This is a genomic window from Bradyrhizobium manausense, from assembly GCF_018131105.1.
Taxonomy (GTDB): domain Bacteria; phylum Pseudomonadota; class Alphaproteobacteria; order Rhizobiales; family Xanthobacteraceae; genus Bradyrhizobium; species Bradyrhizobium manausense_B.
The window spans coordinates 271,377-286,322 of sequence record NZ_JAFCJI010000003.1 but is presented as its reverse complement, the minus strand read 5'-3'; the positions used below and the strand labels follow the sequence as shown (position 1 = coordinate 286,322).

Annotated in this window: 11 protein-coding genes; 4 read left to right on the top strand and 7 right to left on the bottom strand. The window is 61.9% G+C overall.

All coding sequences use genetic code 11. The features are described 5' to 3' along the window. Positions 1–2,772 (top strand): DUF5801 repeats-in-toxin domain-containing protein (locus JQ631_RS28110; RefSeq protein ID WP_249161138.1); only part of this gene is annotated, 2,772 nt, incomplete at its 5' end. Between the two features lie 60 nt (positions 2,773–2,832). Here JQ631_RS28110 and JQ631_RS28105 read toward each other — a convergent pair. The 4 genes from JQ631_RS28105 to JQ631_RS28090 form a co-directional block, all read right to left on the bottom strand. Further along, entirely contained in the window at positions 2,833–3,789 is a 957-nt protein-coding gene (locus tag JQ631_RS28105; RefSeq protein ID WP_212332388.1) for a transglutaminase-like cysteine peptidase, read from the bottom strand. 279 nt (positions 3,790–4,068) lie between these two features. Continuing rightward, positions 4,069–5,316 (bottom strand): HlyD family type I secretion periplasmic adaptor subunit, encoded by a 1,248-nt coding sequence (locus JQ631_RS28100; RefSeq protein WP_212332386.1) that lies wholly within the window; start codon positions 5,314–5,316, stop codon positions 4,069–4,071. Next, on the bottom strand, positions 5,306–7,468 hold the full coding sequence (locus tag JQ631_RS28095; RefSeq protein WP_349645027.1) for a type I secretion system permease/ATPase: 2,163 nt from the start codon (positions 7,466–7,468) through the stop codon (positions 5,306–5,308). Before JQ631_RS28095 ends, JQ631_RS28100 begins: the two co-directional genes overlap by 11 nt. Positions 7,469–7,819: 351 nt before the next feature. Further along, the gene (locus JQ631_RS28090; protein WP_212332384.1) at positions 7,820–9,517 is read right to left on the bottom strand and encodes a TolC family outer membrane protein; all 1,698 of its coding nucleotides are present in this window, start codon (positions 9,515–9,517) and stop codon (positions 7,820–7,822) included. Positions 9,518–10,327: 810 nt separating this feature from the next. On the opposite strand from JQ631_RS28090, the gene JQ631_RS28085 reads away from it, so the two are divergent. Continuing rightward, complete coding sequence (locus tag JQ631_RS28085) at positions 10,328–10,504, top strand: hypothetical protein (protein WP_212332382.1); 177 nt, start codon at positions 10,328–10,330, stop codon at positions 10,502–10,504. 1 nt (position 10,505) lies between these two features. Here the strand turns inward: JQ631_RS28085 and JQ631_RS28080 are convergent, their stop codons facing one another. Further along, positions 10,506–10,739: a hypothetical protein gene (locus JQ631_RS28080; protein ID WP_212332380.1), complete on the bottom strand. Its 234-nt coding sequence runs from the start codon at positions 10,737–10,739 to the stop codon at positions 10,506–10,508. Between the two features lie 160 nt (positions 10,740–10,899). Continuing rightward, positions 10,900–11,163 carry a hypothetical protein gene (locus JQ631_RS28075; RefSeq protein WP_212332379.1) on the bottom strand — a complete coding sequence of 88 codons (264 nt, stop codon included), beginning with the start codon at positions 11,161–11,163 and terminating at the stop codon, positions 10,900–10,902. Between the two features lie 1,050 nt (positions 11,164–12,213). Here JQ631_RS28075 and JQ631_RS28070 point away from each other — a divergent pair. Together JQ631_RS28070 and JQ631_RS28065 are read left to right on the top strand one after the other, a co-directional pair. Next, positions 12,214–13,035, top strand: a complete 822-nt coding sequence (locus tag JQ631_RS28070) for a helix-turn-helix domain-containing protein (RefSeq protein WP_212332377.1) — start codon at positions 12,214–12,216, stop codon at positions 13,033–13,035. Between the two features lie 66 nt (positions 13,036–13,101). Beyond that, positions 13,102–13,767, top strand: a complete 666-nt coding sequence (locus JQ631_RS28065; RefSeq protein ID WP_212332375.1) for a DsbA family oxidoreductase — start codon at positions 13,102–13,104, stop codon at positions 13,765–13,767. 7 nt (positions 13,768–13,774) lie between these two features. Here the strand turns inward: JQ631_RS28065 and JQ631_RS28060 are convergent, their stop codons facing one another. After that, a complete protein-coding gene (locus tag JQ631_RS28060; protein WP_212332373.1) occupies positions 13,775–14,938 on the bottom strand; it encodes a GNAT family N-acetyltransferase in 1,164 nt (387 codons plus the stop codon). Between the last annotated feature and the right edge of the window lie 8 nt (positions 14,939–14,946).

The window sequence follows — 14,946 nt, the reverse complement described above, 5'->3', positions numbered from 1 at the left end:
GGTGTGTTCGCGATCCAGGACGACGGCCCGACGGCGGGCACGGTGGTCGGGACGGCGGACAAGCTGATCCTGGACGAGAGCGCGCTCGGGACCGACACGGCCGGCGGCACGGCGCCGACGGGTCTGGCGACGTTCACGGCGAACTTCGCCGACAACTTCACCAGCGGCAGCTACGGGACGGACGGTGCCGGCACGACGAAGTACACGCTGACCTTGAACGGCGTGAACGTCGCGTCGGGTCTGTACGCGCTGGATCCGACCGACGTCGACCCGGCGCATCCGGGCCAGGGCCTGCAGATCGTGCTGAACCAGTCCGGCGACACGATCAGCGGCACGGCGAACAACATCACGTACTTCACGATCACCATCAACGAGACGACGGGTGACGTGACGTTCACGCAGCTGCACAATCTGTGGCACCCGAACACGACCAACTCGGACGATCAGGACAATCTGACGCTTGCGGCGAACACGCTGCAGGTGGTGCAGACGATCACGGATGCGGATGGCGACCATGTGTCGACGCCGATCGACCTCAGCACCGGTGTGTTCGCGATCCAGGACGACGGCCCGACGGCGGGCACGGTGACCGGCCCGACGGATACGCTGGTGCTCGATGAAACTCGTCCGGTAGGGACTGATACATCAGTCCACACCGCACCGAATGGTTTGGCTACCGTCACAGCGAACTTTGCCGACAATTTCACGGGTGGAAGCTATGGGACGGACGGTGCCGGCACCACGAAGTACACCCTGACGCTGAACGGCGCGAACGTTGCGTCCGGGCTGTATGCGCTGGATCCGACCGATGTGAAGCCCGCAACCGGAATCGGCAATGACGGTGACGGCATCGGTCAGGGCACGCAGATCGTGCTGAACCAATCCGGTGACACGATCACGGGGACGGCGAACAACATCACATATTTCACGATCACGATCGACGAGACGACCGGCGTGGTGACGTTCGCGCAGGTCAACAATATCTGGAATCCGGATCCTACAAATCCGGATGATCCGGCGACCCTGACGCTTTCGAACGCCAATCTGCTGCAAGTGGTGCAGACGATCACGGACGCGGACGGCGACCACGCGTCGGCCGCGATCAACCTCGGTACGGGCGTGTTCACGATCCAGGACAGCGGACCGACGCTGATCGCGGAAACCAACCTGGTCTACGCCAATTCCGCGAACGGGGCCGGACATACCGGTGGTACGGGTATCTATCAGTACAACATCGGGACCGACGCCCACACGATCTACGACTCGACCCATTCGGATTTTGCGCCGATCACTTTGACTGGCACCGTCGGATCGCACGCCATTTCCAACCAGTCGGTGACGTGGTCGTCCGAAAGCGCAACGAGCGCCGTCTTCCATGTCACGTTCGACTATCAGGCGGATCCTTCCTCAAGCACGCTTACGACCGATACGGGCACTCTGACCTTTGACAAGGTCAATGGCACTTATAATCTCCTGCTCGATAGCCCGATCAGCAGCTTCACGACGCTTGAGACGTCGCAGGGGCTCGCATTTACGGGGTATCAGCCCAACTCGAACGCGACAGACAGCACTCAACCGGCCGTCATGGTCACCGAACTGAGTCCGACCTTCTGGGTTCAGTTTACCGGCGAGGATGGCACCCCATTGGCGGCCGGAGGAAATTCCGCCTTCACTCAAGGCGAAACGCTGGCCGCGGCGGGCAGCACGTGGGTCTCGGTGTCCGGAGGCTCCAACGGTGTGGCAGGTGATACCATTCAAAAAGGCGAAATCCTCGACTTCAACTTCTTCGCATCTAATCCGCAGGGCTTCCTGAACCACACGGACATCACGTCAGCTTCGACGATGTTCCTCAAGTTCGACGGGTTCAACAATGAAGATCTCGTTGTCAACTTGAAGCTGATCGACGTGGGTGCAGACGGTATTGCTGGCACTGCCGATGATGGCGCGACAACGCATCTTGCCCTTGTCGTCGATAACTCCGATGTATTCACCAAGGCCAGCCCGCCGCCGTCGGGATTCGGTATCTCGCTCGACAACAACGACGGCGTCATCATCATCCAGAGCAACGACTATCTGCCCAGTCTCGGTGCTGGAAACTGGCAGATCGATGGTGCACAGGTGATCACTTCAACCGAGGGTCTGACCGGTAGCGGCGTTAATTTCAACGGCGCCGTCGGAACTGGCGCTACCGGCGCCAGTTCGGGAACCGAGGCCTTTGGTGCCGGCACGGTGGACAACGACGTCGTCAAGATCTCCGACATCGGCCTGATCACGACGACGACGACGACCCAAGCTGCCGATCTGCAGTTCAACGTCTCGAATGTCGATGCCGACGGTGATACGACGGCCGCGACCACGTTGGATGTGCAGATTACAGGCAACACCATGACCGGTACGGCCGCGAACGACGTTCTGCAGAGCAGCACGGCCGATGACACCATGAAAGGTAACGGTGGTAACGACATCTTCGTGCTGCAGGCATCAGGTGGTGGTCATGACACGATTTCGGACTTCAACGCCGGCGATTCGATCGTCGTCGACGTTGCCAGCCTGAACCTGACGATCAATACGGCGCAATCCGTCACCTTCAATTCGGGGACGACGGGTGCAAACGACCAGACCCACAACAGCGCCTTCGCGGGGTCGAACTTCTTCTTCAACACCACCACGAACGAGCTGTTTTATTCAGCTGACAACACAGCTGCTCATGCGGTCGACCTTGCCCATATCAGCACGGGCATCCCCGCAGCGAACGCGGTTCACGTCGCGTAAGCGGGCTGTAGAGTAATACAAAGCCGCCGGCGAACCTCTCGCCGGCGGTTTTGTTTTGTCTCACAGAAGCAGCGGCAGCGAGCTCAGCGATCCACCGCCGGCCGGATCCACGGGCTCCGAGCCCGCCCATTCCGATGCTGCGGCCGCGGGGGCGGCTTCAGCCGTGAGCGGTGCGGTCTTCGCGTAGGGCTTGGCGAACAGATTGACGCCGTCGTGATTGATCGCGAACAGCGGCGTGAAGTTCAGCTCGCCGTTGTCCTCCCGCAGGCCTGCCCACCGGTTGTCCAGGATCATCCAGCGACCATCGAGACGGGCCGCGAGCACCGCGTGGTCTTGCCGGACCGTGCGGTCGCGGACCAGGAGCAGGCGCATGTCGGCATCCGGGACACCCACTTCGCGCAATGCGGCGTATTTGGCGATGGCGTAGTCCTCGCAATCGCCCTTGCCCGTCGCAAAGCTCGCCAGCGGCGAACTCCAGCGGTCGAGCTCCCGATGCTGGACGAGGTCGCTGACATAGCGGATCGCGGTGTTGACGCCCAGATTGACCTCCTCGAGCCGAGCCCGTCCGGACTTGGCCTTGACGGCGCCGACGAGCCTGAGGAACTGCGCGGCATTAGACGGGCAGCCCGCGGCATCGGACCGGCAGCGCTCGAGCACGGCCAGATCCTGCGTAATCTCTCCCTCAACTGTGCGCCATTTGCGCCAGATCGCGCTGTCGGGTGCCCGGAACGTGAAGAGGCCGAAGGGTTCGCTGCCGAGCATCGCCACGGCCGGAGCGGCGGCCTCGGGCAGGGCATCCGTCGCTGTGGAGGAGGGGGGCGTGAGCGCCGCCAGGCGTACGGCATTCGGCCCACGGCCACGCTGGCGGTCCAGCTTTGCCAGCACCGCGTTGATCGTGAAGAACGTCGCGGGAGCCTGGATCATCTCAGCACCGGATGGTGCGATTTCGGTCGGATCAACCGGCCCGGCATCGGCCGCAAACGCGACCGGGGTCTCAACACTGAGCGAAACCAGCATGGCCGCCGCGAGCGCTACAACGCCTTGCCGCCGCCGTTCCAAACGCGACTTCATTGACCGTCCCCATCATTCGGGACGTCGCCGGCGTCTTTGCGCGCCTGATCGTCATCCCGACCTGTTTATCGGGAGCGAGCGTGCGCGTGGGCGCGCTTAAGTCGGGTTAAAACCGGGCAGGCGTGGCCGGGAATGAGCCGGCGCGGTGAACCGCGCCCCTCCGGCAATGCTAAAGCTTGGCATCGTGCGTTAAGGGCACATTAAGCAAGGGGGACTGCGGAGGCTCTAGTGCTCGCGCAGAGCCTCATCCCGCAACGTGCGCGCCGGCTTCATGATGTAATCCAGAACGCTCTTCCTGCCGGTCAATATCTCGACCGTCGTGATCATACCTGGAATGATCGGTAGCGGGCTTTCCTCGGTGCCGAGATGGTTCTTGTCGGTTCGAACCATCACGCGATAGTAGGTCTCCGGTCGCTGCGCCGACTCGCCCTTGTCGTCGAGGATCGTGTCGGCGCTGATCCGCTCGACCTTGCCGGCCAGATGGCCATAAACCGAAGAGTCGTAGGCAGAGATCTTGACGACCGCATCCTGGCCCGGGCGGATGAAGGCGATATCCTGCGGCCTGATCTTGCCTTCGACGAGCAAGGTGTCGTCGAGCGGGACGATGTCCATGAGGTTCGCGCCAGGCTGAACGACTGCGCCGATCGTGGTGACGTTCAGCTTGTTGACGATGCCGCGAACGGGCGAGCGCAGATCCGTCCGACGCACCCTGTCCTGGGCGGACTTGATGTTCTCGTCCAGGACGGCAAGGTCCGCCCGCGCCTTGGCCAGATCTTCGTCCGCCTGGGCGCGGAAGGTCGAGATCGTGGTCGCAATCTTGGCCTTGGCCTCTGCAATCTGGCCTTTCGCATCTGCCGATTGACGCTCCAGCCGAAGCATTTCGATTTCGGGAACGACCTTCTGCTCGTAGAGTTTGCGTGTCAGCGTGAGCTCGCGATCGAGCAGGCCCGATGTCTGGGTCAGCCGCGTAATCTGTTGATTCAGGACGTCGACGTCCTGTGCCACTTTCAAACCGCGGGTCTTGAACACGCTCCGTTCGGTCGCCACGGCCGCAGGGGCGACCTCTTCGATCCGGTCAGGAAAAACCACCTCGCTACGACCGTTCGCTTCGGCCTCAAGGCGCGCGAAGCGCGCAGCCATCGAGGCGCGCCTCTCCCTGATCTCGCCGAACTCGGAAGCAAACTTGGTGTCGTCGATGCGCATCAGGGACTGCCCCTGCTGAACCACCGCTCCTTCCTGGACGAGGATGTCACCGACGATCCCACCTTCCAGAGATTGGACAACCTGCATCTGCCGCGAGGGCACAACCTTGCCGTTGCCGCGCTTGACCTCTTCAAGCACGGCAAAATGAGCCCAGACCAGGAACGTGGCCATCAGGGCGACGAAGGCCCACAGCAACATTCGCGACGTTCTCGGCGTCTTCAGCTTGACGGCCGCGCGGATATCGTTGGCGTAACTGAAATCAGCTGACATTGGATTTCTGCGCAGCCGGAACGGGTTGAACAACTCGGGGAGGGGCGGCGGTCTCGGTGGACGGGGTCTTGCCTTGCAACAGGCTCAAGACCTGGTCGCGCGGTCCGTCGGCGACCAGTCGGCCGTTGTCGAACAGCAGCAGGCGGTCGACCATGCTGAGGAGCGAAAGCCGGTGAGTGGAGATGATGATGGTCATCTGTGCATCATCGAGCTTCTTCAGCCGTTCGAGGAATTCGCTTTCGCTGCGTACGTCGAAATGGGCGGTCGGTTCGTCCAGAAACAGAACCTTGGGTTTGCGGATCAAGACGCGCGCCAGGCCGATGGCCTGCTTTTGCCCGCCCGAGAGGCTGCGCCCACCTTCCGCAATGGGCATGTCGTAGCCCATGGGATGACCGGCAATGAAGCTTTCGACGCCGGACAAGCGCGCCGCCGCGAGCACTTCTTCGTCCGTTGCGGAGGGATAGCCCAGCGTAATGTTGTCGCGCAGCTTGCCGAAGAACAGATCGGTATCCTGCATCGCAAAGCCGATGCCGGCGCGCAGATCAGCGGGATCGTATTGGCGCGAGTCGACGCCATCGACCAGAACGCGGCCATCCTGCGCCTCGTAGAAGGCGAGCAACAGGCGTCCGACAGTGGTCTTCCCTGAACCAACTCGCCCGATGATTCCCACGCGCTCGCCGCCCTGGATCTTGAACGTGACCTTGTCGAGCGCCTTTCCGGGAGCATTGGGATAGGTGAACGAGACATTGTCGAAACTGATCGTGCCTTGCTCGATCCTTCTGGCGACATAGGTTCGTTCAGGTGAACGTTCCCGTTCCAGGGTCATGATGCGATCGATGGATTTCAGTGATGAGAAAGTCTGAGTGCCGCGGGTGATCACGGAGGCGATGCCCGCAATCGGTGCCAGGACGCGGCCGGCCAGCATGTTGGCTGCGACCAGCGCACCAACCGTCAGGGTGCCGTTCTGGATCAGAAAGACGCCGATGACGACCAAGAGCAGGCTCGTCAACATCTGAGCCGAGTTTGCGGCGGTCAACGCCAGGGATGACCAGAAGTGCACGGCCTCGCCGGATCTGGCCGTCGCCGCAACCGAACGCTCCCAGGCCGTCTGCATCCGCGCCTCACCACCGGACGCGCGCACCGTTTCGAGCCCAGCAAGCGACTCGACAAGGACCCCGTGACGGGCCGCCGATTCCGCCTGCAAGCGTTTCATCGCCCGATTGAGAGGACGTTGCAGCACGAGGCCGATTCCGATCATCACCGGCAGCATCAGCAGCGGTACCCAGGCCAGGGGTCCGGCGACGACGAAGAGGACGGCGACGAACAGGATGGCAAACAGCAAATCGGTTGCCGAGACCACGCTGCCAGACGTGAAAAATTCACGAACGGAATCGAAGTCGCGGAGCTGGTTGGCAATTATGCCGACCGAGGTCGGCCGCTGCGACATCTTCACGGCCATGACATGCTCGAAAATGTTGGCCGCGAGGACGACGTCAATGGTCTTGCCGGTGACGTCGATCATCTTGCTCCTGACCATGCGCAGGACAAGATCGAAGGCGATTGCCAGACCCATGCCGATCGAAAGCGCGATCAGCGAGGGGATGGCTCCGTTCGGGATGACCCGGTCATAGACGCTCATCGTGAAGAGCGGCATCGCCAGGGCCAGAATGTTGATGAGCAGCGCTGCCAGCGCGATGTGCCCGTAGTTGCGCCAATGCGCCTTTACGACGGACCAGAACCAGTGCTGGCGGGGAAGGCTGCCAGCCGCAACGGCTCGCGCGTCCGACTCGGCGGCTGCGCGCGCGAGGAACGCATAACCCGTATATTCAGCGGCAATGGCATCCAAAGCCAACATCCGCGGTACATGCGGCCGTTCGCTGGGATCAATCACCCTGCCGAGACGCTTATCCTCGTCGACGCCCAGCAGGATCAGCGTCGTTCCGTTCTTCATGATCAGGACGATCGGAAGAACGAGAGGCGGGATGTCCGTCAATCTGCGTTTGGTAGCCTCGGTCTCCAGGCCTGCGCGACGTGCCGCGCGGTCATAGAGAGACACTGTCAGGCGTCCGTCCACGATGGGCAGACCGCCGAGCAGTCCTTCCCGGGTTACGGCCCTGCCGTGATGTCCAGCCAGAAAGATGAGCGAGTCCACCAACGGATCGCGTTCTCTCGCTCCAACCGTCTCGTCCCCTCTTGATGCCGTTCGCTCTTCGCCGCTCTTGGCCGGCCGTGCATCCTGGACCAGAGACTTCTTTGCTCGATGGAACAACAAGCTGATACGCCTTAAATGAAAAACGATGAAAGCAAAAGCTCGTAAAGGATACGACAAATCGCCAGTTAATTCATTTACTTATTTGGATCGTCACGATTAAGGATTAATGATCGCTGGGTTTGAAACGCTATCCGCGCGTTATTTGAAAGGCTATCCGTGCGTTATCGGGGGGAGCCAAAATAAAAGCCCGCACGGATGTGCGGGCTTTTGTAAGTCAGCCGTTCGACTGATTTATTTCGCAGTCGGCGAAAATGCCGTCAGTAGCCAATGGGGCTTCTCGGTCTGGGCGTATGAGCTGCGCTGGCTGGTCGAGCTCTCGAGGACGATCGGCCCGGTCGAGTTTTCGCGTTGAGCAAACCAGGCTGATACGCCGGGAACCTTGGCTGACGCCTCCGCAGGTTCGCCCGAGAACCGCGCACCGAAAGCTGACGTGACAGGTTCATTCGGAGCATAGGAGAGGCGGACGGGCGCCGCCGTCGGCGCCGGGACCGCAGTCCGCAGCGGCTCCGAACCACTCTGGGGAAGTGTCCAGCGGAACGTGGGCGGCTTGTAGTCGGGCAGGCCGAACAGGTTCAGATCGGTCGGAGCTGCATCGACGGGAGGAGCGGCCTTCAGATATTCGATCAAGGTTCCGGTCGCGGCGAGCAACTGGTAGTCGGCAAACACCACGACCGCGCGTGCCGACGTCAGCGAAACCTGGGCATTGAAGAACTGATTCTGGGCATTCAGAAGATCGATGAGGGAGCGCTGGCCCAACTCATACTCCTTCTGGAAGGCGGCGATGGTCTTGCGATCCGCCTCCAGCTGGCCAGTCAGTGCCGCAATGCGGGTCTGGGTCACGGTACGGGCGTTCCAGGCCTTGTCGATCGACTCATAGGCATCCCGCTGCAAGCGAGCGTGCCGGGCGGTCGCCTCCGTAAACCGTTCAGCCTTTTCCGAGCGATTCCAAGCGTCCTGTCCGCCGCGGAAGATGTCCCAGGACATCACCACCTTGCCGCTGTAGTCCTCATGGGTGACTGCGGGCGAGCCGGCGGCCGCAACGTAGGGGAACGAGTTGTCGTAGTGCGTTGCCCGACCTTCGAGATAGAATTTCGGAGCGAACAGGCCGTCCGTCGACTTGAAGGCGTGCTTGGCGGCATCGACATCGGATTGGGCCGCGTTGATCGTGGAGTTGAACCGCAGCGTCACCGCGAGCGCTTCATCCCGGGTTGCGGGAAGTCCCCGCAACGGGCCCGGGAAGCGTACGTTGTAAGGCTCGACGCCGACGACCTTGCGGTACTTCGCCCGCGCGTCCTCGAGGCTGCGGCGGAACTCGGCCAGGGCGGCCCGAGCGGCCTCGACGCGCTCCCTCGACTGCTCCAGATCGCCTTCACCAGCGCGTCCGCCCGAGAACCGGGAGTTCACGTTCGAGAAGATCTTGTCGTGATTGGCGACGTTCTGCTCGGCGAGGCCAACCAGACGCATATAGCGCACGACATCGACGTAAGCTTCGGCAGCATCGAGAGCGATGAGTTCGGTTCGTTCCTTGACGCGTGCAGCGGCGGCGTTCACCCGTGCGTTTTGGCGCCATACTTCGTGAATGGAGGTGAAACCATCGAAAAGAAGCTGTCGGACAACAACCGACTCCTGGCTCCCGTTTCGCCACGGCCCGGATCCTGTCGTGGGAACCGCAATGCTTGGCGCGACGAAGCCGGGCGATTGGTCGAATTTTTCCGGACCGTAGCTCGCATCGATACGCACCTGCGGCAAAAGCGTGCTCTGGGTTTGGCGCAGCTCGCTTTCGGTCGCGCGGCGGTTCGCAGACGCCTCGCCCACCGCCGGGTTCGTCTGCATCGCCTGACGCAAAGCGTCGTTGATCGAAAATTGCTCGGCTTTCGCGGGGGCGGCCGCCAGGATGATCGTTGCGAAGGCTATGTGCGCCGGCTTCATGGTCCCCACCATAAAAGACTTTTAACAAATATTATTGCTCGGGAAGAATTAGCAAAATGCTACGACCTAACCTATGACATTTCAGTCACAGCTTGCAGCAATCGACCGGGCTTCGACTTGCGCGTGTCGCGCGAGTTACCCTCGAAAACCCTAGCCCGTTACCTCCCTGTGTCTCCCTGATGACTGCTGCGTCGCACAATGTACGCGTGTAAACTGCAGCCTACGATTTGATCTTTCAGGCGAAATTGCGCTGTTGCTGCGCGGCAACCTCTTGGGGTTGATCGGCTTGGGCTAAGCCCGCTCGGGGTACGAGGATCGTCGGTGCGCGAGGTTTTACCGCAGGTCTCGATGCTTTCCCTGCGCTTCCCTGGTTGGGGAAGGCTTCTCGGCACGCGTCCTTGTTTCATCGAATCGCGGAGCAGGTCCCAAGGCAGTCATTTGGCTTGGAGCGGTGACCTTCCGGTGGAAGCCCATGGCGAGCGCCCGTGACGATCAGGAGTTGCGTCGGCGCCGTGCCGAGGCCGAGACAGGGTTGAGCCGGCGGGTTGGATTGCTCGCTCGAAGTGAATCGCAAGTTCAGCTTTTTAATTGCCGAAGTGTTTTGAAGCCTACCGCGCTGTCAGACCTAAATACCGCTTGCGTCCCAGTTCAGGGATGTCCACTCGGATAAGCTGCCCGGGACAAATGGCTAACTCCGCGCAGGCCCCCAGCTTCAGGCTTCATTTAAGCTCTTGATCCCATAGTTCAGCCATTTCAGCAAAAGGATTTGAAATGATGGAGTTAGACCTTCGAACCGAGCTCGAAAGCGTCATGGAGGACATCCAGAAGCGCCAGCGGCATATCGAAGACCAGGTCTTTCTGATCAATGTTCTCGAGCGCGACGGCCACATCACGCTGGACGAACAGGCGGCTCTCAAATTTGAGCGTGAACTGCTGGCATTTCAAATGGAGCGACAGACAAGGCTGCTTTTGAAGGCGCAGATCTGAGTCAGCGCCAGTCGTTGTCCGGCAGCGTTCCGGGGGGCGGCTTCAGTTGCTCGAGTCCGTCGTCGATCGCGTGGATGTCTTCCTCGACCTGCTCGATGGCGCGGGTCGGATCAATCCCAGACACCGTCCGTAACTGCTCGAGCAACCGGCGGCGGTGCTCTCGCAACTCTTCCAGCGCCCGGCGGTTCTTCAACTCCACATGAGAAGCGACGATCAATTCTATGGAGGAGGACAAGGCAAATACCTATCGATTAAACCTGCAATATGAAACGTTTAAGCCGGCGCAAGGAGATCAACATCAGGTTGCGGCTCCAGGCCAGCGCTCGAATTGAGCCACTTCATTCCGGACGGCACGAAAAAGGACCGTGGCCGCGTCGCAGGCACCCGTGAAGCAGCTAGTTGAGAGTGGGCTTGTTAAACACCAGCTCCGCTTCCGCGGACACGATGGCGATGTGCGCTGTCCTGTGCCGTGCAACGAGTTCCAGAGCGACCGGTTGATCCTGGCTCCATCCCGACTCTTGGCGCGCGCGCCGCTCCCGATAATCGATCAACCAGTTGGTCTCCTCAAATGAGAGGCCAACGAACACTTCTCGCCGCTCGGAATCTGTCGCTATTTCGCTGAGATAGGTAACGTGTGTACGCAGCTTCTCTGGCGTCATGGCTGTTTCCCCAGCAGATCGCAGGCTAGCAGCGAGGTCTTCGCATAGGGATGACCTGCCCCGTAACCGGTGTCGGCGTTTGAGGGGACGTCGAGTCCGGCTTTCGCCTCGGCTTTAGCTTCGTCCAGCGCAGCGTGGGCGAGTAGCCGTAGAGCAAGTTGAGCCAGGATTCAGACATGGTCGCACTGGAGAAGGGCAATTCGGGCATGTCCCAATTCGCGTCGTTCTCAGTGCCGGGGCTCATGGGCACAGCAACCGCCGACCCTGGCCACACAATACCACCTGCGGGCAACTTGACGTATTCGCAGCCGTCTCCCTCCGTCCATTCACCCACCGAATTGGCGAGATGTTCGGCTTGATCGACGAAGAATAATCCGACGATTTGGCGACTATCAATTGAGCGAACGAGATAAGCGGGCATGGCAAATCCGAAAAATTGAACATTGCCAAATTTTCCCGGTCTTGCCAAGTCCTCCGGATCTCCCGCGAGAGCACATTCCTCGGCTCCGACCCGATAACGCTATCGGAAATTCGCAGATCATTCCTCCGGCGGCGATCGCGCCCCATTAAGAGCTGGGAGCAGGCCTCTTCCTGTTTTTCCCGCAGGCTCAGTCGAACAGTTGGAGTTTTTCGCACTGCGGCATTGGTGCGCAATAATGAGATTCACCAAGACGGCGGTTTTGGTTTGACCGCGGTCAGCGAAACCGCAGACTGGGAGGACCGGGAATTTGCATCACCCCTTCCCGGGGCTGGAGCAGCGCCGTCCACCGGTGCATTTCAAGGTGGACGGCGCTGTTGGAAACAGCAGGCGCCTTACCGCATCAAAGCCACTCGAATTGAGTAGAGCGGCGACTTGAAGGTTTTCCGTCCGTGCTGCGCGGGTTCTTGCGAACTCGAATAATCCGCGCTCGCTGCGACGACTGGCCTGCAGCTCGACGGTCTTGCCGCCGGCATCGAGCAGGATAGCCAAAGGACTTTCGCCATTAGGTGCCGATACTCATTACCTCAGGGGTAATGGATGGGGTGCAGCGCGCGTGGTAGGTCTCGGCCATGAACGCACATGCATCCACGGCACAGGCCGAACCTAGCCAACCGGTCCATATCGGCGACCATCTGCGCGAATGGCGGCAGCGCCGCCGTATGAGCCAGCTTGATCTCGCAGGCGAGGCGGATATTTCCGCGCGGCATTTGAGCTTCGTGGAGACCGGCCGCGCCGCGCCTTCGCGCGAGATGGTGTTGCGGCTCGCCGAGCGTCTCGACGTGCCCCTGCGCGAACGCAACATGCTGCTGGTCGCCGCCGGCTACGCGCCGGCCTTTCCGCAGCGTCCGCTGGAGGATCCCGCCTTGAAATCAGCCCGTCAGGCGATCGACCTCGTGCTGAGAGCGCACGAGCCCAATCCGGCGCTGGCCTATGACCGGCACTGGAACCTGGTCTCCGCAAACCGCATGGTGGCGCCGCTGCTCGCCGGCGTCCCCGAGCGGTTGCTCGGCCAGCCCCTCAACATAATGCGGCTCGCCTTTCATCCGGAAGGGCTGGCGCCGCGCACGGTCAATCTCGCGGAGTGGTGCGCACATCTGCTCGAGCGGCTGCACCGGCAATGCGAGGCGACGGCCGACCCTGAATTGATCAAGCTCTACCATGACCTCAAGAGCTATCCGATCCCGGCGCGTTCGGGGCCATTGTCGAGCGACAATGTCGCGATCCCCTTCAAGCTGCGCCAGGACGGGGAGATACTAAGTTTCTTCTCCACCACCATGGTGTTCGGCACACCGGTTGACATCACCCTGTCGGAGCTGGCGCTGGAGACGTTCTTTCCGGCGGACGAGCGCACCGCGGAGCGACTCAGGCAGATGGCCGCAGCCATGACCTAGCGCCCTTGCTCCGGGGCGGGTTCGGCTTATCTTGGGGCCAACCCTGAATCGCCCAAGGAGGCGCTCATGAGCACCCTCAAACCGCTCCAGATCGATGTCGTCTCCGACGTGGTGTGCCCTTGGTGCTATATCGGCAAGCACCGGATCGAAAGCGCGCTGGCGCTTGTGCCCGATGTGCCGGTGAAGCTCAATTTCCGCCCGTTCTTCCTCAATCCCTGGGTGCCGCGCGAGGGCATCAGCCGTGAGGATTATCTCACCACCAAGTTCGGCTCCGTCGAGGCCTATAAGGGCATTGCCGGCCGCGTGGTCGCGGCGGCCAGCGAAGAGGGCCTCGTCTACAAGCCCGAACTGGTCGCGCGTCAGCCCAACACGACCGATTGCCACCGCCTGATTCTCTGGGCCGAGGCGATCGGCAAGGCGCCGGAAATGAAGCAGCGCCTGATGGAGTTGTACTTCCGCGACGGCGGCGATCTCACCGATGTCAACGTGCTGGTGCAGGCGGCCGCCGATGTCGGCCTCGATGCCGATGACGTGCGCAAGCGCCTCGCCACGGACGAGGATGTCGCGCGCGTATCGGCGGACGCACAGGAAGCCGCCGAGAAGGGCATCTCCGGCGTGCCGACTTATGTGTTTGCGCAGAAATACGCCGTCTCCGGCGCGCAGGATCCGAACCTGCTTGCGCGTGCCATCCGCCAGGTCTCGGCGGAGATCAACGCTCAGGCGGCGGAGTAAGTTAGGCCTATTTGCGGAGCAGGTGGATCGCGCGGCGGGCTGTTGCGCGCGCCGAGTTGCGCGCGACCAGCCCCGCGTGAATCAGCGCCACGATTGGATCGTGCCGCCGCAGAGGGATCAGCACATCGCCGACCGCAAAACGTCCGCGCCAGATCGGGTTGATCATTGGATGGTCCGCGCTTGCGGTGGAATCCGCGCTGGCGATGGCCGGGTCGGCGCAGAGATGGCGCGTCAGATCGAGCGTGAGCTGCACGCCGGGCGAATATTTCGCGAAGGATTCGTCGATGCCGAGCTTGAAGAAGAAGGCACGGTCCTGATGGCGCAGCACGATGCCGGCAGCAACCGGCGTCGCGCCGGCGCGCAAGGTGACGATCTCGCATTGTGCGGTCTCGGCGAGTGCAGGCACCGCGCGGCGGATGAAGGTCGCATCGCCCGCGTCCTGGATCAGCGCGGTACCGCGCTTGCCCTTCCAGCCGCTGGCTTCGAGTTGCAGGAATGTCTCGAGTGCGAGCTCGATCTCGTCAGGTTTGCGAGCGACGTCAAAGCTGATCTCGCCATGCTCCGCCAGGCGATGGCGCTGGCGGCGGAGCTCCTTGAGCTTCTTCGCGCCGAGCGCCTCGTGCAGCAGTCCGCCGCCATCCTGTGTCGCATCGAGGCTGGCGCGGACATAGGAGCCGAGCACACGCGGATTCAGGCCGGCCCGGCCAAGCGCTTGCTTGAGCGATGCCATCGCCGCGCCGTCGAGCGCGACGTCGCGCAGGATCAGCGCATGCGCGCCGGCCTCGCGCGCCCGTTGCAGCAGGCGCGTCGCCGTCTCGACCGACGCGTCGCGATCGATCAACGGGCTGCACAGCGTGCCATAGGGATGCGCGCTCACCAGCGCGGGCAGGGGGATCTTCAGGGCATGCCAGAGCGACACCACCGGCATCAATCCGACCAGCCGCGTCGAAGAGCCGCCGCAAACAGGCAGGGCCGAGGCGCCGACACGGTCGCGCGCGGTGGCGCTGACGGCGAGCTCCCAGGCCGGCAAATAATAGCCATTAGGCTCGATGGCCCGCTGCGCCAGCGCGCGCCATTGGCCGGGCTCGATCGCCGAGAGCGGAACAAGCGCGGGCGTTGCATCCTTGGCCGATGCCGGATTGATCGCAGTCTGCTGCGCGATGTCGACCACGTCCCGTC

What these genes read in the sequence shown, in the direction of transcription:
- JQ631_RS28105 (WP_212332388.1), bottom strand. Translation starts at nt 3,789, where the DNA reads ATGCTGGTTTCGCTCAGTGTTGAGACCCCGGTCGCGTTTGCGGCCGAT.
- JQ631_RS28100 (WP_212332386.1), bottom strand. Translation starts at nt 5,316, where the DNA reads ATGTCAGCTGATTTCAGTTACGCCAACGATATCCGCGCGGCCGTCAAG.
- JQ631_RS28090 (WP_212332384.1), bottom strand. Translation starts at nt 9,517, where the DNA reads ATGAAGCCGGCGCACATAGCCTTCGCAACGATCATCCTGGCGGCCGCC.
- JQ631_RS28085 (WP_212332382.1), top strand. Translation starts at nt 10,328, where the DNA reads ATGGAGGACATCCAGAAGCGCCAGCGGCATATCGAAGACCAGGTCTTT.
- JQ631_RS28075 (WP_212332379.1), bottom strand. Translation starts at nt 11,163, where the DNA reads ATGACGCCAGAGAAGCTGCGTACACACGTTACCTATCTCAGCGAAATA.
- JQ631_RS28070 (WP_212332377.1), top strand. Translation starts at nt 12,214, where the DNA reads ATGAACGCACATGCATCCACGGCACAGGCCGAACCTAGCCAACCGGTC.
- JQ631_RS28065 (WP_212332375.1), top strand. Translation starts at nt 13,102, where the DNA reads ATGAGCACCCTCAAACCGCTCCAGATCGATGTCGTCTCCGACGTGGTG.